This window comes from Streptomyces sp. NPDC006997, from assembly GCF_040635175.1.
In the GTDB taxonomy this organism is placed as follows: domain Bacteria; phylum Actinomycetota; class Actinomycetes; order Streptomycetales; family Streptomycetaceae; genus Streptomyces.
Genome location: NZ_JBEYHH010000009.1, coordinates 57,989 through 82,595 on the forward strand (window position 1 = coordinate 57,989; position 24,607 = coordinate 82,595).

The window sequence follows — 24,607 nt, forward strand, 5'->3', positions numbered from 1 at the left end:
GTAAGACACATCCCCGCCACGAGGGGCGTGCGGTGACTTTTTGCGTCCGGAACGTGACCCGCTGGTGATCGGGGGCGGCGACGCCGGAACCGACCCGGACCCGCGCGGTGCGCGTCAGAGCGCGGACGGCCCCTGGTCCTGGAGGGCGCGGTCGTAGCGCGTGAGGACCATCATCTCGTTCTGGAGGGCCGCCGACTGGGCCGGGTCCGTGTGGCCGAGCCGGGTCAGGGTGCTCTGCAGGTCGGTGAGGCGGCGGGCGACGGCGCGGCGGCGGACGGCGACGAGCTGCTCGCCCGCGTAGGTCTCGTCGACCGTGCGGCGCATGATCGCCTCGACGGCGAGTTCCGTGACCATCGCGCGGACGGCGTCGTCGGGGGCGGCGTCGCGGACGCGGACCAGGTACTCCTGCGGGTCCTGGACGCCGTACTCCGCGCCGCCCGCGTCGAGGACCGCCTGGCGTACGGCGGCGTAGGGGGCGGCGGTGAACTCATCGATGCCGTAGGCGTCGAAGGCCGGGGAGACCAGTTCGGGGCGTTGGAGGGCGAGCTTGAGGAGCTCGCGCTCGGTGGCGAAGACGGGGTTGCGGAGGGTGAGGGCCGGGCCGGAGGTCGTGGGGCGGGGGGCCGACTCGTAGGGCGTCTGCTGGGGGCCGCGGGCGGGGGCCGGGCCCCGCCCGCCGCGGTCGCGGGCCCAGCGGGCGAGCTGGGCGACCCGCTTGACCACGAACTGGGTGTCGAGGATGCCCAGCATCCCGGCGAGTTCGACGGCGACCTCGTGCTGGGCGCCGCTGTTCTTGATGCGGGCGACGACCGGGGCGGCCTCGTCGAGGGCGGCGGCGCGGCCGGCGGGGGTGTCGAGGTCGTAGCGGGAGACGATCTGGCGGAGCGCGAACTCGAACAGGGGGGTGCGGGGTTCGACCAGGTCGGAGACCGCCTCGTCGCCCTTCGCGAGGCGCAGGTCGCAGGGGTCCATGCCGTCGGGGGCGATGGCGATGTACGTCTCGGCGGCGAACTTCTGGTCGTCCTCGAAGGCGCGCAGGGCCGCCTTCTGGCCCGCCGCGTCGCCGTCGAAGGTGAAGATCACGCGGGCCGAGCCGTTGTCCATGAGCAGCCGGCGGAGGATCTTGATGTGGTCCCCGCCGAAGGCGGTGCCGCAGGTCGCGATCGCCGTGGTGACCCCGGCGAGGTGACAGGCCATCACGTCCGTGTAGCCCTCGACGACGACCGCGCGGGACGTCTTCGCGATCTCCTTCTTCGCCAGGTCGATGCCGTACAGGACCTGGGACTTCCGGTAGATCGCCGTGTCGGGGGTGTTGAGGTACTTCGGGCCGGTGTCCGCCTCGTACAGCTTGCGGGCGCCGAATCCGACGACGTCGCCGCCGATGTCGCGGATGGGCCACATCAGTCGGCCGCGGAAGCGGTCGATGGGGCCGCGGCGGCCTTCCTGGGAGAGGCCGGAGAGGACCAGTTCCTTGTCGGTGAAGCCCTTGCCGCGCAGGTAGCGGGTGAGGTGGTCCCAGCCCTGCGGGCTGTAGCCGACGCCGAAGTGGACGGCGGCGGCCTGGTCGAAGCCGCGTTCGGCGAGGAAGATCCGGCCGGTGTCGGCCTCCGCCGAGGTCGCGAGCTGTTCCGCGTACCACTCGGCGGCGATCTTGTGGGCCTCGACCAGGCGGATCCGCTCGCCGCGCTGGTGGGCGGGGTTGTAGCCGCCCTCCTCGTAGCGCAGGGTGATGCCCGCCTGGCCGGCGAGCCGCTCGACCGCCTCCGAGAAGGTGAGGTGGTCGATCTTCATCACGAACGTGATGGTGTCGCCGCCCTCCTGGCAGCCGAAGCAGTGGAAGAGCCCCTTGCTCGGGCTGACCTGGAAGGACGGCGACTTCTCGTCGTGGAACGGGCACAGCCCCTTCAGGTTGCCGCCGCCCGCGCCTCGCAGCTGGAGGTACTCCGAGACGACGGCGTCGATCGGGACCGCGTCCCTGACCGCCTTCACGTCCTCGTCGTTGATCCGTCCTGCCACGCGTGAATTCTACGGGGACGGTCGGACAGTCACGGGACCAGACTGTCCAGCGGGACGTGCGGGTCCGCCAGCGCCTCCGTGCTGACCTGGGCCTGGCCGCGGATGAGCCGCTGGACGGTCTCTGTGACGTCCCACACGTTCACGTTCATCCCGGCGAGCACCCGGTGGTCCTTCACCCAGAACGCGATGAACTCCCGCTTCCCGGCGTCCCCGCGGATCACCACCTCGTCGTACGACCCGGGGGGCGCCCAGCCGGAGTACTCCATCCCCAGGTCGTACTGGTCGGAGAAGAAGTAGGGCACCCGGTCGTAGACGACCTCCTTGCCCAGCATCGCGCGCGCCGCGGCCGGGCCGCCGTTGAGGGCGTTGGCCCAGTGCTCCACCCGCAGCCGGGTGCCGAACAGGGCGTGCGGGAAGGCGGCGACGTCCCCGGCGGCGTGGATGTCCGGGTCGGAGGTGCGCAGCCGTTCGTCGACGACGACGCCGCCGCCGTGCGCCCGGTCGGCCAGCTCCAGGCCCGCCGCCTCCGCCAGGGCGGTGCGGGGGGCGGCGCCGATCGCGGCGAGGACGTCGTGGGCGGGCTGCTCCTCGCCGTCGTCCGTGCGGGCGGCGAGGACCATGCCGTCCTGGCCGACGATCTCGGTGAGCCGGGTGTCGAACCGGAACCGGACGCCGTGCTCGCGGTGCAGCTCGGCGAAGAGCTGGCCCAGCTCGGGCCCGAGGACGCCGTGCAGCGGGGTCGGCTCCGGGTCGACGACGGTGACCTCGGCGCCGTACTCCCGGGCCGCCGCCGCGACCTCCAGGCCGATCCAGCCCGCGCCCGCGATCACCAGGTGGCCGTTGTCGCGGCCGAGGGCGGCGAGGACGCCCTTGAGGCGTTCGGCGTGGGCGAGGCGGCGCAGGTGGTGGACGCCCGCGAGGTCGGTGCCGGGGATGTCCAGGCGGCGGGGTTCGGCGCCGGTGGCGAGGAGGAGCTTGTCGTAGCGGACGACGGTGCCGTCCTCACCGAAGCGGACCGTCTTCGCGGTGCGGTCGATCGCGTCGACCGTCTGGCCGAGGTGGAGTTCGACGTCGTTGGTGGCGTACCAGGTGGGCTCGTGGACGAAGACGCTGTCGCGCTCGTCCTTGCCGAGGAGGTAGCCCTTGGACAGCGGCGGGCGCTCGTAGGGGTGGTCGCGTTCGTCGCAGATCAGTATCACGCGGCCGGTGAAGCCCTCCGCGCGCAGCGTCTCGGCCGCCTTGGCGCCCGCCAGGCCGCCTCCGACGATGACGAATGTCTGGTCCGCGTCGACCACTTGATGCCTCCTCATGAGGGTGCCGCCACATGCGAGCCTCCCGCACGCGGCGTGATGGGGGAAGGGGGTGTGGGTCCCGACCGGGCCCGGCCTGATGTGGGCCGCGCCACGCTGGTCACCTTCCGTCGCGCATATGCCCCTTCAGTGTCACAGGTGTCCCGTCAGCCTCGCGTGAAGCGACCGCGCGGACACGTCCGTGAGGGACGCGATCTGGTCGACGATCACCCGCTTGCGGGCCCGGTCGTCCGGTGCCGCGTCGAACAGCGCGCGGAACTGCGGATCGAGGCCGTCCGGGGCGCGGGCGGTGAGCCGCTCGGCCAGTTCGCGTACGACGATCCGCTGGTCGGCGCGGAGCCGGGCCTGTTCGGCGCGCTGCATGACGTACCGGTCGGCGACCGCCTTCAGCACCGCGCACTCCATCCGGGTCTCGCGGGGTACGACGAGTGCGGCGCGGTAGCGGGTGAGGCGCCCGCCGCCGTACGCCGCCCGGGTGGCGCCCTCCGCCGCCAGGCAGAACCGGCCGATGAGCTGGCTGGTCGCGTCCTTGAGGCGGGCCTGCGCGACCGCGGAGCCGTCGTAGCCGTGCGGCCACCACTCCTGGTCGGTGAGCCGGTCGAGGGCGGCGTCGAGTTCGGCCGGATCCGTACCCGCGGGGACGTACCGGCCGACGGCGACCGCGAAGACGGCCCGGCGTTCCGGTTCGGCGTGCAGCAGGTTGGGGTCGAGGTGTCCGGCGTGCAGGCCGTCCTCGACGTCGTGCACCGAGTACGCCACGTCGTCCGACCAGTCCATGACCTGCGCCTCGAAGCAGGTGCGGGCGGCGGGGGCGTCCTCGCGGACCCAGTCGAACACCGGGCGGTCGTCCTCGTAGACGCCGAACTTCCGCGACGCGGGGTCGGTGGGGTGGGCGCCGCGTGGCCAGGGGTACTTGGTGGCGGCGTCCAGGGTGGCGCGGGTGAGGTTGAGGCCGACGGAGCCGTCCGGGGTGAAGCGTTTCGGCTCGATGCGGGTGAGGAGCCTGAGGGACTGGGCGTTGCCCTCGAAGCCGCCGCAGTCCTCGGCGAACTCGTTGAGCGCCTGTTCGCCGTTGTGGCCGAAGGGCGGGTGGCCGAGGTCGTGGGCGAGGCAGGCGGCCTCCACCAGGTCGGGGTCGCAGCCGAGGGCGGCGCCCAGTTCGCGGCCCACCTGGGCGCACTCCAGGGAGTGGGTGAGGCGGGTGCGGGGGCTGGGGTCCCAGGCCTGGCCGGTGGTGCCGGGGGTGACGACCTGGGTCTTGCCCGCGAGGCGGCGCAGGGCGGCGGAGTGGAGGATGCGGGCGCGGTCCCTCTGGAAGGCGGTGCGGCCGGGGCGTTTGTCGGGCTCGGGGGCCCAGCGGGCGGTTGCGGATTCCGGGTATGTGTTGCCTTCCATGGGTTGACAGTATGCGGTGGGGGCGTCTGCCGGGTTGTTGTGCGGTGCCGGGTGCGGGTTCGCGGGTGGTACTCGCGCCCACGCGGCGGAGCCGCAGATCGGTACAGCCCCGCGCCCCTAGGTGAGAGGGGCAAGCGTGCGCTTCAAGGGGGCCGTCCTCCTCGCCTCGTCGTAGCGGTGGAGGACCAGGTGGGCCATCGCCGGGTGGGGGCCGAGGGGGGCTGCCGCGAGGTCGGGGGACGCCTGGGCTGACTCCGTGGCGAAGCGGCCGGGGGCCGTGAAGTACGACGCTACGGCGACGCGGCGGTGGCCTCGCGCCCGCAGGGACCGCACCGCCTCCGGGACCGTGGGCCTGGCGGCGGAGGCGTAGGCGGGGACGACCGGGACGCCGCCCAGGCGGGCGGAGAGGAGGGCGGCCGTGCGGCCGGTGTCCACCGCGGCCTCCGGGTCGCGGGAGCCCGCCGCCGCCAGGACGACGGCGTCGCCGTGGGTCCAGCCCGCCTCCGTGAGCCGGGTGACGAGGGTCTCCACGAGCAGGGGGTGCGGGCCGAGGGGGGCGGCCAGGCGGGTGCGGACGCCGGACGCGGCGGCCATCTCGGGGATGTCGTGCTTGACGTGGTAGCCGCGACTGAGGAGCAGCGGGACCAGGACCGCCTCCTCGCCGTCGCCGAGGGCGGCGAGGGTGTCGGGCAGCAGGGGCGCGTTCAGCTCGATGTGGCCCAGGCGCACCGGCAGGCCGGGGCGCAGGGCGCGGACGCGGTCGGCGAGGGCGCTGACCGTCTCCAGGGCGCGCGGGTCGCGGCTGCCGTGCGCGACCAGGACCAGTGCGGGCCGGGTGCGGTGGTGGCTGGCGTTCCGGTTCGGGTTCGGGTTCAGGTTCATGGGGTGCGCCGCCGAACTGTCGAGGTGGGGCCGTCGTATCCGCCGTGCACGGGAACCGACGGCGTCGTGGACCGATGGTGTCGGGGGGAGGTTGCCGAGCCGTTGCGTGGGGGTCACGGGTCTTTTCCGCGGCTTCACCGTGGGGGGATGCGCGGATGTGAGGTCGCTCCTCACGGTGGCCGTCGGCGGGCGGGGAGGTCGCCGTCCCGGCCGTGTAACAGGGAGCCGCCGCGGCACGTAACACGGTCGACGCACGCTGGGCGGTATGCAGCAGAACTCCGCGACGCCCACGCACTGCCCGTACTGCGCCCTGCAGTGCGGCATGAATCTGACGCCCGCCCCGGACGGGACGGTCGAGGTGACCGAGCGGGCGGACTTCCCGGTGAACCGGGGTGCGCTGTGCGGCAAGGGCCGGACCGCGCCCGCGGTGCTGTCGTCGCGGGTGCGGCTGACGTCGCCGCTGGTCCGGCGCGACGGTGAGCTGACGCCCGCGAGCTGGGACGAGGCGCTGGACCGGATCGCCGAGGGGCTCGGGTCGGTGCGGGAGGCGCACGGGGCGGACGCGCTCGGGGTGTTCGGCGGTGGTGGGCTGACCAACGAGAAGGCGTACGCGCTGGGCAAGTTCGCGCGGATCGTGCTGGGCACCTCGCAGATCGACTACAACGGCCGGTTCTGCATGTCGTCCGCCGCCGCGGCCGGGATCAAGGCGTTCGGCGTGGACCGGGGGCTGCCGTTCCCGCTGGAGGACATCCCGAAGACCGGCTGCGTGATCCTCGTCGGCTCCAACCTGGCCGAGACGATGCCGCCCGCGCTGCGCTACCTCACCGAGCTGAAGGAGAACGGCGGCACCCTCGTCGTCATCGACCCGCGCCGCACGAAGACCGCCGAGCAGGCCGACCTGCACCTCGCGCCCCGGCCCGGCACCGACCTGGCACTGGCGCTCGGGCTGCTGCACCTGATCGTCGCCGAGGGGCGGGTGGACGAGGAGTACGTCCGGGAGCGCACGGTCGGCTGGGAGGACGCCCGCGCGGCGGCGATGGCGCACTGGCCGGAGTACGTGGAGCGGATCACCGGCGTGTCGGTGCCCGAGCTGCGGGAGGCCGTACGGCTGTTCTGCGAGCCGGAGGCGGCGATGGTGCTCACCGCGCGCGGCCCCGAGCAGCAGGCCAAGGGGACGGACACCGTCGGCGCGTGGATCAACCTGGCGCTGGCGACGGGGCGGGCGGGCCGACCGCTGTCCGGGTACGGCTGTCTGACCGGGCAGGGCAACGGGCAGGGCGGGCGCGAGCACGGGCAGAAGGCCGACCAGCTGCCCGGCTACCGCAAGCTGACCGACCCGGCGGCGCGGCGGCACGTCGCGGAGGTGTGGGGCGTCGACCCGGACAGCCTGCCGGGGCCGGGGCGCAGCGCCTACGAACTCCTCGACGCGCTCGGCTCGGACGTCCGGGCGCTGCTGCTGATGGCGTCCAACCCGGTGGTGTCGGCGCCGCGCGCCGCGCACGTGGAGGAGCGGATCAGGTCGCTGGACTTCCTCGCCGTCTGCGACGTCGTGCTGTCGGAGACGGCGGCCCTCGCGGACGTCGTCCTGCCGGTCACCCAGTGGGCGGAGGAGACCGGCACCATGACCAACCTGGAGGGGAGGGTGCTGCTGCGCCGCCGCGCGCTCACCCCGCCCGACGGCGTCCGCAGCGACCTGGAGGTCATGCACGAGCTGGCCGCCCGGCTCGGCGGCGAGGGCAACCCGGAGAAGCGGTTCCCGACCGACGCCGAGGAGGTGTTCGAGGAGCTGCGGCGGGCGAGCGCGGGCGGGGTGGCGGACTACTCGGGGATCACCTACCGCAGGCTCGCGGAGGAGAACGGGGTGTTCTGGCCGTGCCCGGCGACGGACGCCGCGCGGGGCGCCACCCACCCGGGCACGCCCCGCCTCTTCCTCGACCGGTTCGCCACGGACGACGGCCGGGCCCGGTTCGCGCCCGTCTCGCACCGGCCGATCGCCGAGGAGCCCGACGAGGAGTACCCGGTGCTGCTGACGACCGGGCGGGTCGTGGCGCAGTACCAGTCCGGCGCCCAGACCCGCCGCGTCGACGAGCTGAACGCCGCCGCGCCGGGCCCGTTCGTCGAGCTGCACCCGCGGCTCGCGGCCCGGCTGGGGGCGGCGGACGGCGACCCGGTGGCCGTCGTCTCCCGGCGCGGCCGGGCGGTGGCGCCCGCCCGCGTCACGACCGGCATCCGGCCGGACACCGTGTTCATGCCGTTCCACTGGCCGGGCGAGGGCCGCGCCAACACCCTCACCAACCCGGCGCTCGACCCGACGTCCCGGATGCCGGAGTTCAAGGCGTGCGCGGTGCGGGTGGAGGCCGTGGAGGCCGCGGAGTCCTAGTCGTCGACGGGGGTACGGCGGCGGCGCAGGACCCAGTATCCGGCGGTCAGGGCGACCGCGCTGACGGTCAGCCCGGCGCCGAGGGCCAGTTCGAGTCCGGACGGGCCCGTGTCGCCGCCGAGGCCGCCCTGGACGCCCCGGGTGGGGACGGGGCTGCGGCTGGTCGCCGGGGTGGTGGGGACGGCCGGGGCCGGGCTGGCGGGGGCGGTGGTGGGTCTCGTCGTCGAGCTGGTGGTCGGGGGCGCGGTGGCGCGGGCCGTGGCTCTGCGGGGCAGGGCCTCGCAGGCGACGCCGTCGTCGGGGCCCTGGTCCTCGTCCAGCCGGTACGGGTCGCGGGGATCGCGGGCGAGTTCCGCCTGCGCGTCCTCCTGGTAGGTGAAGTCCCGGCAGTCGAGGTCCTCGGCCTGGGCGTGTGCGGTGCCGGTCGCCGGTCCGGCGGTCGCGAGCACGGTGACCGCGGCGGCGAGCGCGATGCGTATGCGCATGGGCGGGCCTTTCCTGTACGGCGGCCGTCCCAGGCGGGTCGGCCACCGCATCGACGCTAGGAGCGCCCGGCCGCCGCGGCCATCACTGCTGGGCCGTTCGGGTGCCCTCCGGCCGCCGCCGGGCGAGCCAGTCGCCGCCGTCGATCCGGACGCCGCCGGCCCGCAGCCGGGCGGCGACACGGGGCGCGGCGACGTAGACCCAGGCGCGCACCGGGGCGCCGTCGGCCGCGCGGGTCACCTCGCGGGCCACCCGCTCGTAGAGGTTGCGCGGGCCGCCCGGCGTGTACTCCTCCAACGCGTCGAGTACGGCGAGGAGTCCGGCGTGGGCGTGCGGCGGCACGGTGACGAGGTCGCCGGTGACCGGGCCGCCGTCCGGTTCCTCCACGGCGTACGGGTAGCCGGGGCCGTCGTAGAGCACGGCGCCGTGCAGGCGTCCGGGTTCCTCGGTGTGCGTACGGCCGCGCAGGAGGAGGGTGTGGTGGCGCTCGCCGGGGCGGAGGGTGCCGTAGACGAAGAAGGGGAGGGGCACGTGCCCCATTCTCGTCGCCGTACGGGCGGTGCCCAGAGGGCGTGCCCGGCGTCGGGCGGCAGGCGGGGCCCTCGCCACACGCCCTAGTCCCCGTACGGGCGCCGCTCCCTGGCCTCCTTGAGGGCGGTGGCCCACCACACCAGCTGGTCCAGCATCGTCTTGGCCGCCGTGTCCGGGCCCGTGGGGTCCTTCAGGCGGCCGTCGGCGTCGAAGGACCCACCGGCGTTGGGGAAGGAGACCGTGTCGCGGACGGTCACCGCGTGCAGTTCCGCGAAGACCTGGCGGAGCTGCTCGACGGCGCGCAGTCCGCCGGACAGGCCGCCGTAGGAGACGAACGCGACCGGTTTGGCGCGCCACTCGGTGTAGTGCCAGTCGACGAGGTTCTTCAGGGCCGCGGGGAAGGAGTGGTTGTACTCGGGGGTGAGGACGACGAACGCGTCCGCGGCGGACAGTTTGGGCGTGACCCGGGCGAGCGCGTCGGCCGCCTCGGGGGTGCGGGCGAGGGAGGTCGGCAGGTCGGTGTCGGCCGGGTCGACGACGCGGACGGTGAGGTCGTCGCGCTGGCGGAGGTGGCCGAGGAGCCAGTCGGCGACGACGGGGCCGAAGCGGCCGTCGCGGTTGCTGCCGAGGACGAGGGTGAGGTTGAGGCGGGGGTTGGTGGTCATGCGGAACACCCTCGTACCTCAAGTTTGGTTGAGGTCAAGCGGTCGGGGTGCGTCATCGTCGCGGTCGCCCGTTCACACCTTCGCCGTGCGCCCATCGGGTGCTCTTGCGCCGCTCCCCCACGCCCCTGTGACCTGCGGGAAGGTCGTCCTTCCGGGACGCCGTCGCACCCGTTCGGCACATTTCTGACGTCGGCTCAGCAAGCGGCGGCGGGCCGATGGCACTTACCTCGGTAGGGCACCGCCCGATCAGCTCGAAGGAGCAGGCACCATGCGACGTACCGCCCGGCTGCTGATGCTGTCCGGACTGACCGGGGGCGTGCTCGCGCTCGCCGCGCCCGCGTCCGGCGCGGACCCCGGCCGCCTGGAGGTGTCCCCGTCCGGCGTGGTCCCGGGCGGCGAGGCCACGGTGACCACCACGGCGTGCGGCACCGGCGGCACCGCGGCCGGGGACGCCAGCGCGGTGGGCGCCGGGCCGTTCACCCTGGCGCCGGGCGAGCGGGACGGCGAGGCGGTCGGGACGTTCCGGGTGCCGCCGAGCGCACAGCCGGGGACGTACGAGATCGTCGCGCGGTGCGCCGGGAAGGCGGCGGGCGGACGGCGGGTCACGGGCGACCTGGTGGTCACCCTGACCGTGCCCCGTGAGCGGGTGTACCCGCGCGGAAGTGTGAAGACGGGGGTCGGTGGCGCGCTCGGCCCCGACCCCGTGCAGACCGCGGCGGGCGTGGCGGCTCTCGCCGTCGCCGCCGCGGGCGGTACCTGGCTCCTGCATCGCCGGGCGAGAGGCGACGGGATCTGACGGGCACCCTCCGCTGTCCGTCCGCCGGTACCGCATGTCCCCTCCCTCCGGGTCCGACGCCCCTCGCGGCCCGGAGGGGGGCACGGGGGCCCCGCCGGGCGTGCGGGGGCGGGTGGTGTGCCGGGTGCGGCCGGTTCCCGGGTGCCGCTCCGTCGTGGCTGGTCGCGCAGTTCCCCGCGCCCCTGGAGGGCGCGTACCCGCCGCCCCGCAGGCGGTGGACCCCCGCGCCCCCGGGGCGTGGTCCCCCCGGGGTGTCGCCGAGTGCAGGAGGTCGTCGTGGGCCGCAGGTCGGGCAGGACCGGTGAGGTCGCGACAGCGGCGGTGACCGCCGTCGCCCTGGGGTGCGGGGTGGGGCTGCTGTACGGCGGTGACGCCTCGGCCCCGCCGCAGCCGTCCACCGCCGAGGCCCGGGTGGACGGCGGCCAGGGCGCCGCCCCCGCGCTGCCCCCCTCGCCTCCGGAACGCATCCGCATCCCCGCGATCCGCGTCGACGCCCCCCTGACCGGCCTCGGCCTCACCCGCACCGGCAGCCTCGACGTCCCGCCCGCCGACCGTCCGGGCCTGGCCGGTTGGTACGAGGCGGGGACGACGCCCGGCGAGACCGGGACCGCCATCGTCGCCGGGCACGTGGACAACGCCGACGGGCCCGCCGTCTTCTACCGCCTCGGCGCCCTGAAGCGCGGCGCGGTCATCGAGGTCGACCGGCGGGACGGCGGCACCGCCCGCTTCACCGTGCACGCGGTCGAGGTGTACGACGCGAAGGACTTCCCCGACGACCGGGTGTACGGCGCCGCCCGCCGCCCCGAGCTGCGCGTGATCACCTGCGGCGGCGGCTACTCCCGGTCGACCGGCTACCAGGGCAACGTGGTCGTCTTCGCCCACCTCACGGGCAGCGGCTGAGCCCCGTACTCACGCCAGCCACTGCTCGTACGCCAGGTTCGCCACCAGCGCGAACACCACCGTCAGCAGCACGATCCGGACGAACCCGCTGCCCTGCTTCAGCGCGGTGCGCGCCCCCAGCGTGCCGCCCGCCAGGTTGAAGACGGCCATCAGCGCGGCCAGCTGCCACAGCACCGTGCCCTGCCAGGCGAAGGTGGCCAGCGCGCCCGCGTTGGTGCAGCAGTTGACGATCTTCGCGGTGGCGGAGGCGGTCACCAGGTCGAGGTGGAGTACGGCGGTCAGGGCCAGCACCAGGAACGTACCGGTGCCGGGGCCGACGAGACCGTCGTAGAACCCGATGCCGAGCCCCGCGAGACCGATCGCGGCGAGGGTGCGGCGGCGGCTGACCGGGCCCGGCGCGGGCGCGGTGCCGAAGGCGGGCCTCAGGATGACGAAGGCGGCGACCGCGAGCAGCACCACCATGATCACCGGCTTCAGCACCTCGGTGCTCATCCCCGCCGCGAAGAACGCCCCGCCCGACGACCCGGCGAGCGCCGCGAGGCCGATGCGGACGGCGGTCCGCACGTCGACGGGCGCCTTGCGGACGTACGTCACCGCCGCCCCGCCGGTGCCGACGATCGCCACCGCCTTGTTCGTGCCCAGCGCGTACGCGGCCGGGGTGCTGGACGGGAGCCCCAGCAGCAGGGCGGGCAGGAGCAGCAGGCCGCCCCCGCCGACGACGGCGTCGATCCACCCGGCCGCGAGGGCGGCGAGGCAGAGCAGGGCGAGCGTGGTCAGCGATATGTCGGGCACGAGTGGCGACCCTATGGACGGGGTAGGTGTGCAGTCCAACGACTTGAGGGTCGTCTGAGGTCGGCGCGCGTCCCGGAGCCCCCTCACACCCACCCCCCACCCCCGCTGAGGGCAGCGTTCCCCACGGGAAACAACGGTGATTCGGTCGGGTAACACCGGCACCGCACGCTCAGGAGCATGACCTCGAATAAGCGTGTGGTGGTGATCGGCGCCGGCCTCGCGGGCGTACAGCTCGCCAAGCGGCTCGGTGAGCTGGGCACGCCCGCGCTGCTCGTCGGCGACGAGGAGCACCGGCCGTACAACCGGGTGCTGCTCGCCGAGGTGCTGGCCGGGCGGTACGCCCCCGAGGTGATCGCGCTGCCCGCCCCCGCGGAGCTGACCCGCGCCCGTGTCACCGGCGTCGACCGGACCGCGCGGACCGTGGAGTGCGCCGACGGCTCGGTCATCGCATACGACACGCTGGTGCTGGCCACCGGCTCCAACCCGGTGCTCCCGCCGCTGCGCGGACTCTTCACCGGCACCCCCGAACTCCCCGAGGGCGTCCACGCGTTCCGCACCATGGACGACTGCCTCGGCCTGTCCAAGGCGGTGCGCCCCGGCGTACGGGCGGTCGTGATCGGCGGCGGGCTCCTCGGGGTGTCGGCGGCGCGGGCGCTGGCCGTGCGCGGCGCGCAGGTCGTCCTCGCCCAGCAGTCGGAACGGCTGATGGAGCGCCAGCTCGACCCGGGCGCCTCCAAGCTGGTGCTGCGGCACCTGAAGGACCTCGGCGTCGAGGTGCACACCGAGTGCCGGGTACGGGACGTGCGCTGTGTCGGCGGCGCGGTCCGCTCGGTGGAGATGGCCGACGGATACGCCCTCGACGCCGACCTCACCGTGCTGGCCTGCGGCGTCCACCCACGCGTCGGCCTCGCCCAGGCCGCCGGCCTGGAGGTCCGCAAGGGCGTCGTCGTGGACGACGAGCTGCGCACCTCCGACCCGCACATCCGGGCCATCGGCGACTGCGCCCAGCACGGCGACACGCTGTACGGGCTCGCCACCCCGGCGCTCGAACAGGCCGAGGCGCTGGCACGGGCGCTGGCCGGTGACGACACCGCCCGCTACACCGGCACCCGCGCCCTGACCCGGCTGAGCCTGAACGGCCGGACGACGTTCGACCTCGCCGCGTTCGGCGAGACCGAGGCGCTCCCGGGCGACGACGTCGTCCAGCTCACCGACGCCACCCGAGGCACCTACCGCAAGGTCGTCGTCCGTGACGACCGCGTGGTCGGCGGGGTCCTCGTCGGCGAACTCGGCACCGTCGGCGCGCTCGCGCGCGCCTGGGAGGGAGCAGAGCCGCTCCCCGCTGACGGCGCGCCCCTGCTCCACCTGCTCACCAACGACGGAGGCTCCTGATGACCGCCACCCTGGGGGCCCACCCCACGATCGTGCTCGTCGGCCACGGCATGGTCGGCCAGCGCTTCCTGGAGGCGCTCGCCGAGCGCGGCCTGACCGCCACGCACCGCGTGGTCGTCCTGTGCGAGGAGCCGCGTCCCGCCTATGACCGCGTCGCGCTGACCTCGTACTTCTCGGGGACGACCCCCGACGAGCTGTCGATGACCGACAGGGAGTTCATCGAGAGGCACGGGATCGAGCTGCGGATCGGTGACGCGGCCGAGACGGTCGACCGCGAGACGCGCACGGTGACGGCCCGCTCCGGGTTCACCGTCGACTACGACATCCTGGTGCTGGCCACCGGCTCGTACCCGTTCGTCCCGCCGGTCCCGAACAAGGACGCCACCGGCTGCTTCGTGTACCGCACGATCGAGGACCTGCTCGCGATCGAGGAGTACGCCAAGAGCAGGGCGAGGGTCGGCGCCGTGGTCGGCGGCGGGCTGCTCGGCCTGGAGGCGGCGGGCGCGCTGAAGGGCCTCGGTCTTACCTCGCACATCGTGGAGTTCGCGCCGCGGCTGATGCCGGTGCAGGTCGACGACGGTGGTGGCGCGGCCCTCCTTCGCACCATCGAGGAGATGGGCCTGGGCGTCCACACGGGCGTCGGGACGCAGGAGATCGTCGTGGACGACTCCGGCGCGGTGACCGGCATGAAGCTGTCGGACGGTTCGGTCCTCGACACCGACATGGTGGTGTTCTCCGCCGGTGTCCGCCCCCGCGACCAGCTGGCCCGCGACTGCGGTCTCACGGTCGGCGAGCGCGGCGGCATCGCGGTGGACGAGCAGTGCCGGACCGTCTCCGACCCGCGTGTGTTCGCGATCGGCGAGTGCGCGCTGGCCGCCGACGGCAAGGTGTACGGCCTGGTGGCGCCGGGCAACGAGCAGGCCGAGACGGCCGCCGCGACGATCGCCGCCGAGGAGGCCGCGTTCACCGGCGCCGACCTGTCCACCAAGCTGAAGCTGCTCGGCGTGGACGTGGCGTCCTTCGGTGACGCGCACGGCACGACCGAGGACTGCCTCGACGTCGTCTACTCCGACTCCCGCGCGGGCCTCTACAAGAAGCTGGTCGTCGCCCGCGACGGCACCCTGCTCGGCGGCATCCTCGTCGGTGACGCCGACGACTACGGCACCCTGCGGGCGTTCACCGGCTCGGTCCCGCCGGTCAAGCCGGAGTCCCTGGTCCTGCCCGCGGGAGTGGGCGCCCCGACGCAGCTCGGCCCGTCCGCGCTGCCGGACGACGCGATCGTCTGCTCCTGCCACAACGTCTCCAAGGGCACCATCCGCGCCGCGGTCACCGACCACCAGTGCACGACCGTGCCCGAGGTGAAGAAGTGCACCAAGGCCGGCACCGGCTGCGGCTCCTGTGTGAAGGTGCTGGGCCAGCTGGTCACCGCCGAGCTGGAGGCCAGCGGCGTCGAGGTCGACAAGGGCCTGTGCGCCTGCTTCTCGCAGACCCGCGAGGAGCTGTACGAGATCGTCCTCGCCCTGCGGATCAACTCCTTCCAGGACCTGCTGGACCGCTACGGCCGCGAGGAGGCCCGGGGCGGCGAGGGCTGCGAGGTCTGCAAGCCGACGGTCGGCTCGATCATCGCGTCCCTCGCCCCGGCGATCGGCGCGAGCCCGTACGTCCTCGACGGTGAGCAGGCCGCCCTCCAGGACAGCAACGACCACTTCCTCGCCAACCTGCAGAAGAACGGCTCCTACTCCGTCGTACCGCGCATCCCCGGCGGTGAGATCACCCCGGAGAAGCTGATCGTGATCGGTGAGATCGCCCGGGACTTCGGGCTCTACACGAAGATCACGGGCGGTCAGCGCATCGACATGTTCGGCGCCCGGGTGGAGCAGCTCCCGGTGATCTGGACCCGGCTCGTGGACGCGGGCTTCGAGTCCGGCCACGCCTACGGCAAGTCGCTGCGCACGGTGAAGTCCTGCGTGGGCCAGACCTGGTGCCGCTACGGCGTCCAGGACTCCGTCCGGATGGCGATCGACCTGGAGCTGCGGTACCGGGGACTGCGCTCCCCGCACAAGCTGAAGTCGGCGGTGTCGGGCTGCGCCCGCGAGTGCGCCGAGGCCCAGTCGAAGGACTTCGGCGTGATCGCCACCTCCAACGGCTGGAACCTCTACGTCGGCGGCAACGGCGGCGCCACCCCGCGCCACGCCGACCTGCTCGCGCAGGACCTGTCGGACGCGGAGCTGATCCGCCTGATCGACCGGTTCCTCATGTACTACATCCGCACCGCCGACCGGCTGGAGCGCACCTCCACCTGGCTGGACCGGATCCCCGGCGGCCTCGACCACGTACGCGACGTGGTGGTGGAGGACTCCCTCGGCATCTGCGAGGAGCTGGAGTCGCTGATGTCGGCGCACGTCTCCGCGTACCGCGACGAGTGGGCGGAGACCATCAACGACCCGGAGAAGCTGGCCCGGTTCGTGTCCTTCGTCAACGCGCCGGACACCCCCGACCCGGTCGTGGGCTTCGTCCCCGAGCGCGACCAGATCAAGCCCGACCTGCCGCTGCTGTCCATCGGCATCCGCCCCGCGGACTCCCCCGCGGACGTCCTGGAAGGAAGCGCCCAGCGATGACCCTGGCACCCGAGACGACCGACCTCGAGATCCAGCTCCGGCTGGGCGAGGACGACTGGTTCACGGCCTGCGACCTGAACCAGCTGCTCCCCGGCCGCGGTGTGGCGGTCCTGTTGCCGGACGGCAGCCAGGCGGCGCTGTTCCGCGACCGCAGGGGCGAGCTGTACGCGGTCGACAACCGCGACCCGTTCGGCGGCGCGGCGGTCCTCTCCCGCGGCCTGCTCGGCAGCCACCAGGGCCGCACGTTCGTCGCGTCGCCCCTGCTCAAGCAGCGCTTCGACCTGCGCACCGGGGAGTGCCTGGACGAGGACGGCGTGCGGATCACGGCCTACGAGGTGCGGGCCGCCTGACCCGTGGGTTCCCGGGCGCCGCGGCTCACCCCGGTGAGCCGCTCCGAGGCCGCCCACGGCAGTTCGCCCGCCCGGTCGTCGAGGGGCCACGGGGCCCGCGGTGACGGGGCGGGCACGGCGTTCCCGCGCCGGGCGGCGCAGGACGGCCCGATCACGGGCCCGGCGTTCTCCCCCGACGGCAGCCGCCTGTACTTCTCCAGCCAACGGGGCACGACGGGTTCGTCGTCGGGCGGCATCACGTACGAGGTGACGGGACCCTTCAGGTCGTAGGGAGGGGAACGTACCGTGCGGGGCGGGCAGGCGGGCAGGCGGGCAGGCGGGCAGGCGGGCAGGCGGGCAATTGGAGCCTTTGGCCCACGCCCTCCCCACTGGAGCGGACGACACATGGGCCAAAAGGGCCAGACACCTGCTCCTCCCTCGAAGCGGAGAGCTACTGTCCGGTCACGTCACGTTCGCATCACGGGTCGTTTATTTCGCCGCAGTTGCCAACAGGCCCTCCCATACCTTCAATCCCTGACCATCCGCATGGATTTGAAGCTGGGGGGCTCACCATGAAGTCGTTCCGCAAGCCTGCCGCCATGACCCTCGCCGCGCTGGCCCTGGCGGCGGTCCCGGCCACCGCCGTCGCCCACGACGGCACCCACCCGTTCCCGAACTGCTCCGAGGCGTACGAGAACGGCTACGCCGACATCTCCGAGACCGACGAGCACTACGGCAAGCACCTCGACCGCGACGGCGACGGCGTCGGCTGCGACCAGCCGCCCGCGGACTTCGTCCCCGCCGCGTCCGGGGCGGGGACGGAAGGCACCGACCTCGCCGAGACCGGCGCCGACGGCGTCACCCTCTACCTCGCCGTCGGCACGGCCGTCCTGCTCGTCGGCGGGGGCACGGTCTACCTGACGGTGCGGCGTCGCGACCCGCGTTGAGAACGGGGCGGCACCTCACGCAGGTGCCGCCTACCGTTGCGGCGCCTTGAGGGCATCAAGGAACGACGCGAAGGCGCCGGGCGAAAAGGTGAGCATTCCGCACGCCGGGCCCTTGGAATCTCGTATGGCCACACAGGTGGGGAAGTCCGCTATCTCCACACAGTCGTTCCCCTCCCCACCACCGGAGAAGGACGACTTCTTCCACGGCGAGAGAGTGGTCATGTCTCGCTCACAGCTCCTTGGCCATTCGACAGATGAGGTCACGTGACTTCTCCGGAGGGAGAGCACTCTCCTTCACCCTAAGGAACAGCTCCCGGAAGTGCCTCAGTTGCGCCTCGGAGTCCAGGAAGGCAGTGCCATGCGGAGCGTCGCGTACGACGGTGTCCAGTCGAGCGATCGCACCGCCCAGGTACACCATGGTGCTTCCCGCACCTGGGAAGTCATCCAGGGTGAAGGGGATGACCCGTACGGTGACGTGGGGTGCCTGTGACATCTCGAGGATGCGGGTGAGCTGCGCCTGGCTGGCGGCACGTCCCGCCACCTTGATACGGAGCGCGGCCTCGTGGATCACGGTCTCGTACGGAATGGCATCAGGGCCTTCGATGATGACCTTTCGCCGCATACGGTGTTCCACCCGCCGCTCCACCTCCCGCGCCGGAAACTCCGGGTTCATGTAGGCGAACAGCGCCTGGGCGTACGCCTCCGTCTGAAAGAGCCCGGGTACATGGAGGACTGCGACGTCGCGCCGGAACGTGGCGTGATGCTCCAACTCCGCGAGGTCTTGGTAAGCGGACGGGAGTACACCTCGGTACTCTTCCCACCAACCACGCGTCCGGTCGGTGGCGAGGGCCACCAGCGCTTCGATCAACTGATCGTCGGCGCAAGAGTAGTTGGCAGCAAGCTGACGAAGCCGCTCCTCGCTCACACCGGAGAGCCCCGACTCGATGTGACTGATCTGGACGTGACTCACGCCCAGTAGCGCCGCCGCCGCGCGTGCCGCGAGTCCGGCCGCGTCGCGGAGCTTGCGGAGTTCCGCCCCCAACCGCACCTGACGCGCCGTGGGTTCGCGCCTTGTCGTCATCGACTGCTCCCTGGTTCAAACGCGCCTCCAGATCGGCTCGTTCGGAGTCAGGCTATGCGATCAGCTTGCGCGACCGAAACTGTAACCCCTACCGTCGGTGATGCGACGAGCACGCTGCGGAAGCGCACCGCTCCGTCCTGCCATGACGGCTGCGGCAATGACACCGCCCCCCACTACCGAACCGGAGCTGACGCATGTCCGAAAGCGACTCCTGGGAGTACTCCCTCTCCATCCCGAACGACCCCCGCGCCGTCACCGTGAGCCGCCGTACCCTCCGCCTCATCCTCACCATGCACGGCCTGATCCGCTTCGTGGACGTGGCGGAGCTGCTCGCGGCGGAGCTGGTCTCCAACGCCGTCCTGCACACCAAAGGGCCCGCCGCCCTGCGGGTGCGCTGGGCGGCGGGCGTGCTGCGGATCGGGGCATGGGACGCCGACCCCGAACCGGCCCAACCACCGGTGCCGTTCGAGCGGAGCGAGGACGCCGAGGGCGGACGCGGGCTGGCCCTCGTGCGGGCCTGCGCCGACGTGTGGGGGTGGCAGCCGCTGGCCAGGGACGGGAACCGGGGCAAGTACGTGTGGTGCGAGCTGACCTCGGCGGCGTGAACGTTTCCCCGCCGCTCGAAAGAGTGAACGCTTCCGCGTTCATCGGATCTGCCGGACATCGGACCAGGAAAGTGACGCCCATGGTCACATCCACCCACGAGACCTCGCACCGGATCTTCCAGGATCACCCAGAGGTCCTCGCCCCCATCTTCGAGGCGTTGGGGCTGCCGCCGCCCGTGAAGGCGGACATCGAGGCGATCACGCCGGACGCCACGGAGCTGAAGCCCCTTGAGCGTCGCGTGGACACGGTGCTCCGAGTCGACCCCGCGGACGGCGACGGCTTCCTGCTCGCCATCGAGGCGCAGACCAAGCAGGCACCCGACAAGGCGGTCAACTGGGCCTATTACATGGCCTACCTGAGCGCGCGGTACAACCTGCCGGTGCTGCTCGTCGCCGTCTGCGGAAGGCGTCCACCGCGAAGTGGGCGGAGGGGCCCTTCGAGAACCGGGTCGGGCCGTGGCTGAGCCAGGTCACCCGGCCGTTCGTACTCGGTCCGGGGTCGGTTCCCGAGATCACCGACGAAACCCTGGTGGCGCGACAACCCGCCCTGGCGACGTTCAGCGCCATCATCCACAGCGAGAGCCGCGGTATCGAGGCCATACTGAATCTGCTGGCCCGCGGTATGCGGTCGTTCGACAAGGAGACGGCCACCTACTGGTCGGAACTGCTGGAAGTCGGCCTGGAGAACACTCCGGCCCGCGAGACATGGAGAGAGCTACAGCACATGGTCGCCAGTTACTTCCCCGGCAGGGGCACCCTCATCGAAGAGACCTACCTCAAGGGCGAGGCCAAGGGCAGGGCCGAAGGTGTCGTGCGTGTGCTGGAAGCCCGCGGGCTCCAGATCCCCGACGCCGTACGTGCCCGTGTCACCGCCTGTACCGACCTCACCGTCCTCGACGACCTCCTCGTACGGGCCATCACCGTCGAGCAGGCGGAGGAGTTGTTCAGCACACCGTGAGGTCGGGGAGCCGAAGGGGCGGCATCCCCGCACAAGGATGCCGCCCCCTCCCCGTGAACCGGGGCCGTCACTGATCGGTGAGGGTCGGGTGACGAGCGACGGTTCCGGGGACCGTGAGGTCAGCGGTGGTCGCTGCCCGTCGACTGGGACGCCGCGCGGCCCGCTTCCAGGCGGGCGACCGGGATGCGGAACGGGGAGCAGGAGACGTAGTCCAGCCCGACCTCGTGGAAGAAGTGGACGGACTCCGGGTCGCCGCCGTGTTCGCCGCAGACGCCGAGCTTCAGGTCGGGGCGGGTCTCGCGGCCCGCCTTGGCCGCCGCGGCGACCAGGGAGCCGACGCCGTCCTTGTCGATCGTCTCGAACGGGGAGACGCCGAAGATGCCCTTCTCCAGGTAGGCGGTGAAGAAGGAGGCCTCGACGTCGTCGCGGCTGAAGCCCCACACCGTCTGCGTCAGGTCGTTCGTGCCGAAGCTGAAGAACTGGGCGGCCTCGGCGATCTGGCCCGCCGTCAGCGCGGCGCGCGGGAGTTCGATCATCGTGCCGATGGAGAGCTTCAGGCGGGTGCCCGTCGCCTCCTCCACCTCCGCGATGACCCTGTCCGCCTCCTCGCGGACGATCTCCAGCTCCTGGACCGTGCCCACCAGCGGGATCATGATCTCGGCGCGCGGGTCGCCCTTCGCCGCCTTGCGTTCGGCCGCGGCCTCGGCGATCGCCCGTACCTGCATGGTGAACAGGCCGGGGATGACCAGGCCCAGGCGGACGCCGCGCAGGCCCAGCATCGGGTTCTGCTCGTGCAGGCGGTGGACCGCCTGGAGGAGGCGGAGTTCGTTCTCGTGGGGTTCCTGGCGGGACTCCGCCAGGGCCACCCGGACGGAGAGTTCCGTGATGTCGGGGAGGAACTCGTGGAGCGGGGGGTCCAGGAGGCGGATCGTGACCGGGAGGCCGTCCATCGCCTCGAAGAGTTCCACGAAGTCGCGCTTCTGGAGGGGCAGCAGTTCCTTCAGGGACTCCTCGCGCTCCTGCTGCGTGTCCGCCAGGATCAGGCGCTCCACCAGCTCGCGGCGGTCGCCGAGGAACATGTGCTCCGTGCGGCACAGGCCGATGCCCTGGGCGCCGAAGCGGCGGGCCCGCAGCGCGTCCTCCGCGTTGTCGGCGTTGGCGCGGACGCGGAGGCGGCGCTTGCGGTCGGCGAAGGCCATGATGCGGTGGACCGCCTCGACCAGCTCGTCGGCGTCGTCGGCGCCCGCGTGCATCCGGCCCTCGAAGTACTCGACCACCGGGGACGGGACCACCGGGACCTCGCCCAGGTAGACCTTGCCCGACGAGCCGTCGATGGAGATGACGTCGCCCTCCTCGACGACGTGGCCGCCGGGCACCGTCATCCGGCGGCGCTTGGTGTCGACCTCCAGCTCCTCCGCGCCGCACACGCACGTCTTGCCCATGCCGCGCGCCACCACGGCCGCGTGGGACGTCTTGCCGCCCCGGGACGTGAGGATGCCCTCCGCGGCGATCATGCCGTCCAGGTCGTCGGGGTTGGTCTCCCGGCGGATCAGGATGACCTGCTCACCCGAGCGGGACCACTTCACCGCGGTGTACGAGTCGAAGACCGCCTTGCCGACCGCCGCGCCCGGCGACGCCGCGATGCCCCGGCCGACCTGCTCGACCTTCGCCTCGTCGTCGAAGCGGGGGAACATCAGCTGGGCGAGCTGGGCGCCGTTGACGCGCTGGAGCGCCTCCGCCTCGTCGATCAGGCCCTGGTCCACCAGCTGGGTCGCGATCCGGAACGCGGCGCCCGCGGTGCGCTTGCCGACGCGGGTCTGGAGCATCCACAGCTGACCGCGCTCGATCGTGAACTCGATGTCGCAGAGGTCCTTGTAGTGGTTCTCCAGGGTCTCCATGATCTGCATCAGCTGGTCGTACGACTTCTTGTCGATCGTCTCCAGCTCCGCGAGCGGGACGGTGTTGCGGATGCCCGCCACCACGTCCTCGCCCTGGGCGTTCTGGAGGTAGTCGCCGTAGACGCCCTGGTGGCCGGAGGCGGGGTCGCGGGTGAAGGCGACACCCGTGCCCGAGTCGGGGCCCAGGTTGCCGAAGACCATGGAGCAGACGTTGACCGCCGTGCCCAGGTCGTGCGGGATGCGCTCCTGGCGGCGGTAGAGCTTGGCGCGGTCGCCGTTCCAGGAGTCGAAGACCGCCTTGATGGCGAGGTCCATCTGCTCGCGCGGGTCCTGCGGGAAGTCCCGGCCCGCCTCCTTCTTCACGATCTTCTTGAAGGCGGTGACCAGTTTCCTCAGGTCCGCGGCCTCCAGCTCGGTGTCGACCGTGACCTTCTTGGCCTCCTTGGCCTTCTCCAGCGCGTCCTCGAAGAGGTCGCCGTCGACGCCGAGGACGGTCTTGCCGAACATCTGGATGAGGCGCCGGTAGGAGTCCCACGCGAACCGGTCGTCGCCCGCCTGCCGGGCGAGGCCCTGCACCGACTTGTCGGAGAGGCCGATGTTGAGGACGGTGTCCATCATCCCGGGCATGGAGAACTTGGCGCCGGAGCGGACGGAGACCAGCAGGGGGTTGTCGGGCTGGCCCAGCCTCTTGCCCATGCGCTGCTCCAGCGCGTCGAGGTGCGCACTCACCTCGTCACGCAGTGCCACGGGCTCCTCGCCGCTGTCCAGGTAGACCTTGCAGGCCTCCGTGGTGATGGTGAAGCCGGGTGGCACGGGGAGACCCAGGTTGGTCATCTCGGCGAGGTTGGCACCCTTGCCACCGAGCAGGTCCTTGAGGTCCTTGTTGCCCTCGGTGAAGTCGTAGACGAACTTCACGCCCTCAACACCGGCGCCGTGCTCGGCTACCTGGGGATCTTTGTTTTCCGACACGGGTCTCGACTCCTCGAAGACGCGGTGGCTGCCCTGACGGCGAGGAACATACCCAGATCGAAGGCGTGTGGGTACGTCCACTCGTGCGTCATGCGCCTGTAACCAGGGGTCCGCCACCGGATCGAAAGTCAAGGCTTGGTAAGCCGCCGAGGCCATTTGCGTTCACTTCTTGAAGCAATCAACGCCCACAGACCGGGGCCGACGCTCACATGAGCACCTCTCGGCACGTCTGAGTTCGATCGATGAACGATCAAGGGGTGGCACTCAGTGCCACCCCTTGGAGAAGTGCAGTCGCCCACGATCCGCTCGTCTGAGCGCAACCCTTATCAGAGGTGGCGAGAATCACGCTGCCACACGGACGCGGATTTCACCATGCGGACGGGTCCCCCGGGCCGGTTCCCGGGCGGCACACGGACGTCACACCCCCAGCGCCCGCAGCCGTTCCTCCACCCGCTCCGGCGCGTAGAGGTGCTCCACGACCAGCGCCCCGGCGCCCACCAGCCCCGCCCGCTCCCCCAGCTTCGAGGTCACCACCTCCAGGTGGGCGGTGGAGCGCGACAGCGCCCGCTGGTACAGCAGCTCCCGCACGCCCGTCACGAACGCCGTTCCGGCCAGATCCCCGGCGATCATCAGCACCCCCGGGTTCAGCAGGGTCACGACCGTGGCCAGCACGTCCCCGACCCGGCGCCCCGCCTCCCGCGCCAGTCCCACCGCCTCCGGATGCCCCGCCGCCAGCAGGTCCCGCACGTCGGACCCGGACGCCGCCGGGACCCCGGACGCCACCAGCCGCCGGGCCACGGCACCACCGCTCGCGACGGCGGCCAGACAGCCGTACGACCCGCAGCGGCACAGCGTCTCCGCGCCCTCCGGCACCCGGATGTGCCCGATGTCGCCCGCGCCGCCGTCGACGCCGCGGTAGAGCGAGCCGTCGACCACGACCCCGGCGCCTATCCCGGTGGAGACCTTGACCAGCACGAACGCCGAGCAGTCGGGATAGCCGGTGCGCTGTTCGCCGTACGCCATCAGGTTGGCGTCGTTGTCGACGAGGACCGGGACGGTGGTGGTGGCGGCGCCCGCGTGCTCCGTGAACGCGCGGGCCAGACGGCCGCGTATGTCGTAGCCGTCCCAGCCCGGCATGATCGGCGGCTGGACGACCCGGCCCGTCTCGCGGTCCACCGGGCCCGGGACCGCGAGGCCGATCCCGCAGACCTCGGCCGCGTGGTGGCCCGTCTTCGCCAGCAGTTCGGCGAACCAGCGGCCCAGTTCGCCGAGGACCTTCTCCGGGCCGTCCTCGATGAGGAGCGTGCCGCCGTGCTCGGCGAGGATCTCGCCGGTCAGGGTGAGGACGGCCACGCGCGCGTGCCGGGTGTCCAGGTCCGCCGCGAGGACGACGGCGTGCTCGTCGTCGAACTCCAGGGTGATCGAGGGACGCCCGCCCAGCGGGGAGCCGACCGGGCCGCCCGCGCCCTCGCGCAGCCAGCCCGCGCGGAAGAGGCGGTCCAGGCGCTGGCCCACGGTGGCCCGGGACAGGCCGGTGGCCTGCTGGAGCGCGCCGCGCGTGGTGGCGCGGCCACTGCGCACCAGGTCGAGCAGCTCGCCACTGCTGCCCTGACCTCGGCCGCCACGAGCACTGCGTACGGACATCCGCGCACCCCCTTGT

22 protein-coding genes and 2 pseudogenes are annotated in these 24,607 nt (G+C 72.6%); 11 read left to right on the top strand and 13 right to left on the bottom strand.

The features are described from left to right. Window positions 1–114: 114 nt before the first annotated feature. The 4 genes from dnaG to ABZ659_RS11240 all read right to left on the bottom strand — a co-directional run bounded on the left by dnaG (window position 115) and on the right by ABZ659_RS11240 (window position 5,603). On the bottom strand, window positions 115–2,016 hold the full coding sequence (dnaG, locus tag ABZ659_RS11225) for a DNA primase (protein ID WP_360216479.1): 1,902 nt from the start codon (window positions 2,014–2,016) through the stop codon (window positions 115–117). 29 nt (window positions 2,017–2,045) lie between these two features. Then, window positions 2,046–3,311, bottom strand: a complete 1,266-nt coding sequence (locus tag ABZ659_RS11230; RefSeq protein WP_360216482.1) for an FAD-dependent oxidoreductase — start codon at window positions 3,309–3,311, stop codon at window positions 2,046–2,048. A gap of 147 nt (window positions 3,312–3,458) precedes the next feature. Further along, window positions 3,459–4,721: a deoxyguanosinetriphosphate triphosphohydrolase gene (locus ABZ659_RS11235; protein WP_360216485.1), complete on the bottom strand. Its 1,263-nt coding sequence runs from the start codon at window positions 4,719–4,721 to the stop codon at window positions 3,459–3,461. A 117-nt stretch (window positions 4,722–4,838) separates the two neighbouring features. Beyond that, complete coding sequence (locus tag ABZ659_RS11240) at window positions 4,839–5,603, bottom strand: sirohydrochlorin chelatase (protein WP_360216488.1); 765 nt, start codon at window positions 5,601–5,603, stop codon at window positions 4,839–4,841. Window positions 5,604–5,868: 265 nt separating this feature from the next. Here ABZ659_RS11240 and ABZ659_RS11245 point away from each other — a divergent pair, with 265 nt between their 5' ends. After that, window positions 5,869–7,983 (top strand): molybdopterin-dependent oxidoreductase, encoded by a 2,115-nt coding sequence (locus ABZ659_RS11245; RefSeq protein WP_360216491.1) that lies wholly within the window; start codon window positions 5,869–5,871, stop codon window positions 7,981–7,983. Here the strand turns inward: ABZ659_RS11245 and ABZ659_RS11250 are convergent. From ABZ659_RS11250 to ABZ659_RS11260, 3 genes are all read right to left on the bottom strand, one after another. Then, on the bottom strand, window positions 7,980–8,468 hold the full coding sequence (locus ABZ659_RS11250; RefSeq protein WP_360216494.1) for a hypothetical protein: 489 nt from the start codon (window positions 8,466–8,468) through the stop codon (window positions 7,980–7,982). The genes ABZ659_RS11245 and ABZ659_RS11250 overlap by 4 nt on opposite strands. An 82-nt stretch (window positions 8,469–8,550) precedes the next feature. Then, complete coding sequence (locus ABZ659_RS11255; protein ID WP_360216497.1) at window positions 8,551–8,997, bottom strand: gamma-glutamylcyclotransferase family protein; 447 nt, start codon at window positions 8,995–8,997, stop codon at window positions 8,551–8,553. A gap of 83 nt (window positions 8,998–9,080) precedes the next feature. Then, a complete protein-coding gene (locus ABZ659_RS11260; RefSeq protein ID WP_360216500.1) occupies window positions 9,081–9,662 on the bottom strand; it encodes an NAD(P)H-dependent oxidoreductase in 582 nt (193 codons plus the stop codon). 268 nt (window positions 9,663–9,930) lie between these two features. Between ABZ659_RS11260 and ABZ659_RS11265 the strand changes: the two genes are divergently transcribed. Together ABZ659_RS11265 and ABZ659_RS11270 are read left to right on the top strand one after the other, a co-directional pair. Next, the gene (locus tag ABZ659_RS11265) at window positions 9,931–10,458 is read left to right on the top strand and encodes a hypothetical protein (protein ID WP_360216503.1); all 528 of its coding nucleotides are present in this window, start codon (window positions 9,931–9,933) and stop codon (window positions 10,456–10,458) included. Between the two features lie 276 nt (window positions 10,459–10,734). Beyond that, entirely contained in the window at window positions 10,735–11,358 is a 624-nt protein-coding gene (locus ABZ659_RS11270; RefSeq protein ID WP_360216506.1) for a class F sortase, read from the top strand. A gap of 9 nt (window positions 11,359–11,367) precedes the next feature. Here ABZ659_RS11270 and ABZ659_RS11275 read toward each other — a convergent pair whose 3' ends face one another. Beyond that, window positions 11,368–12,150, bottom strand: coding sequence for a sulfite exporter TauE/SafE family protein (locus ABZ659_RS11275; RefSeq protein WP_360216509.1), 783 nt, complete (start codon window positions 12,148–12,150; stop codon window positions 11,368–11,370). Between the two features lie 177 nt (window positions 12,151–12,327). On the opposite strand from ABZ659_RS11275, the gene ABZ659_RS11280 reads away from it, so the two are divergent. Genes ABZ659_RS11280 through nirD form a run of 3 tightly spaced genes read left to right on the top strand, consistent with a single transcriptional unit; the run spans window position 12,328 to window position 16,510 of the window. Continuing rightward, complete coding sequence (locus tag ABZ659_RS11280) at window positions 12,328–13,542, top strand: FAD-dependent oxidoreductase (protein ID WP_360216512.1); 1,215 nt, start codon at window positions 12,328–12,330, stop codon at window positions 13,540–13,542. Then, window positions 13,542–16,160, top strand: coding sequence for a nitrite reductase large subunit NirB (gene nirB, locus ABZ659_RS11285; protein ID WP_360216515.1), 2,619 nt, complete (start codon window positions 13,542–13,544; stop codon window positions 16,158–16,160). The genes ABZ659_RS11280 and nirB overlap by 1 nt, the downstream gene beginning before the upstream one ends. Further along, on the top strand, window positions 16,157–16,510 hold the full coding sequence (gene nirD, locus ABZ659_RS11290; RefSeq protein WP_360216518.1) for a nitrite reductase small subunit NirD: 354 nt from the start codon (window positions 16,157–16,159) through the stop codon (window positions 16,508–16,510). The genes nirB and nirD overlap by 4 nt, the downstream gene beginning before the upstream one ends. Here nirD and ABZ659_RS11295 read toward each other — a convergent pair. Next, a pseudogene (locus ABZ659_RS11295) lies at window positions 16,489–16,623 on the bottom strand (short-chain dehydrogenase); the annotation flags it as partial. The gene nirD and the pseudogene ABZ659_RS11295 sit on opposite strands and share 22 nt — an antisense overlap. 37 nt (window positions 16,624–16,660) lie before the next feature. Here ABZ659_RS11295 and ABZ659_RS11300 point away from each other — a divergent pair. Together ABZ659_RS11300 and ABZ659_RS11305 are read left to right on the top strand one after the other, a co-directional pair. After that, window positions 16,661–16,780: pseudogene (locus ABZ659_RS11300) on the top strand (translocation protein TolB); the annotation flags it as partial. 281 nt (window positions 16,781–17,061) lie between these two features. Next, window positions 17,062–17,436: an excalibur calcium-binding domain-containing protein gene (locus ABZ659_RS11305; RefSeq protein WP_360216521.1), complete on the top strand. Its 375-nt coding sequence runs from the start codon at window positions 17,062–17,064 to the stop codon at window positions 17,434–17,436. Window positions 17,437–17,466: 30 nt separating this feature from the next. On the opposite strand, the gene ABZ659_RS11310 is transcribed toward ABZ659_RS11305, so the two are convergent. Together ABZ659_RS11310 and ABZ659_RS11315 are read right to left on the bottom strand one after the other, a co-directional pair. After that, window positions 17,467–17,658, bottom strand: coding sequence for a DUF397 domain-containing protein (locus ABZ659_RS11310; RefSeq protein WP_360216524.1), 192 nt, complete (start codon window positions 17,656–17,658; stop codon window positions 17,467–17,469). 7 nt (window positions 17,659–17,665) lie between these two features. Next, window positions 17,666–18,517, bottom strand: a complete 852-nt coding sequence (locus ABZ659_RS11315) for a DUF5753 domain-containing protein (RefSeq protein WP_360216527.1) — start codon at window positions 18,515–18,517, stop codon at window positions 17,666–17,668. Window positions 18,518–18,711: 194 nt separating this feature from the next. Between ABZ659_RS11315 and ABZ659_RS11320 the strand changes: the two genes are divergently transcribed. The 3 genes from ABZ659_RS11320 (at window position 18,712) to ABZ659_RS11330 (ending at window position 20,080) form a co-directional block, all read left to right on the top strand. Next, a complete protein-coding gene (locus ABZ659_RS11320; protein ID WP_360216530.1) occupies window positions 18,712–19,122 on the top strand; it encodes an ATP-binding protein in 411 nt (136 codons plus the stop codon). 80 nt (window positions 19,123–19,202) lie between these two features. After that, the gene (locus ABZ659_RS11325; protein WP_360216533.1) at window positions 19,203–19,586 is read left to right on the top strand and encodes a hypothetical protein; all 384 of its coding nucleotides are present in this window, start codon (window positions 19,203–19,205) and stop codon (window positions 19,584–19,586) included. 65 nt (window positions 19,587–19,651) lie between these two features. Then, the gene (locus ABZ659_RS11330) at window positions 19,652–20,080 is read left to right on the top strand and encodes a hypothetical protein (protein WP_360216536.1); all 429 of its coding nucleotides are present in this window, start codon (window positions 19,652–19,654) and stop codon (window positions 20,078–20,080) included. Between the two features lie 119 nt (window positions 20,081–20,199). Here the strand turns inward: ABZ659_RS11330 and ppdK are convergent, their stop codons facing one another. After that, window positions 20,200–22,947 (bottom strand): pyruvate, phosphate dikinase, encoded by a 2,748-nt coding sequence (gene ppdK / locus ABZ659_RS11335; RefSeq protein ID WP_360216539.1) that lies wholly within the window; start codon window positions 22,945–22,947, stop codon window positions 20,200–20,202. 417 nt (window positions 22,948–23,364) lie between these two features. Continuing rightward, entirely contained in the window at window positions 23,365–24,591 is a 1,227-nt protein-coding gene (locus ABZ659_RS11340) for an ROK family protein (RefSeq protein WP_360216542.1), read from the bottom strand. Between the last annotated feature and the right edge of the window lie 16 nt (window positions 24,592–24,607).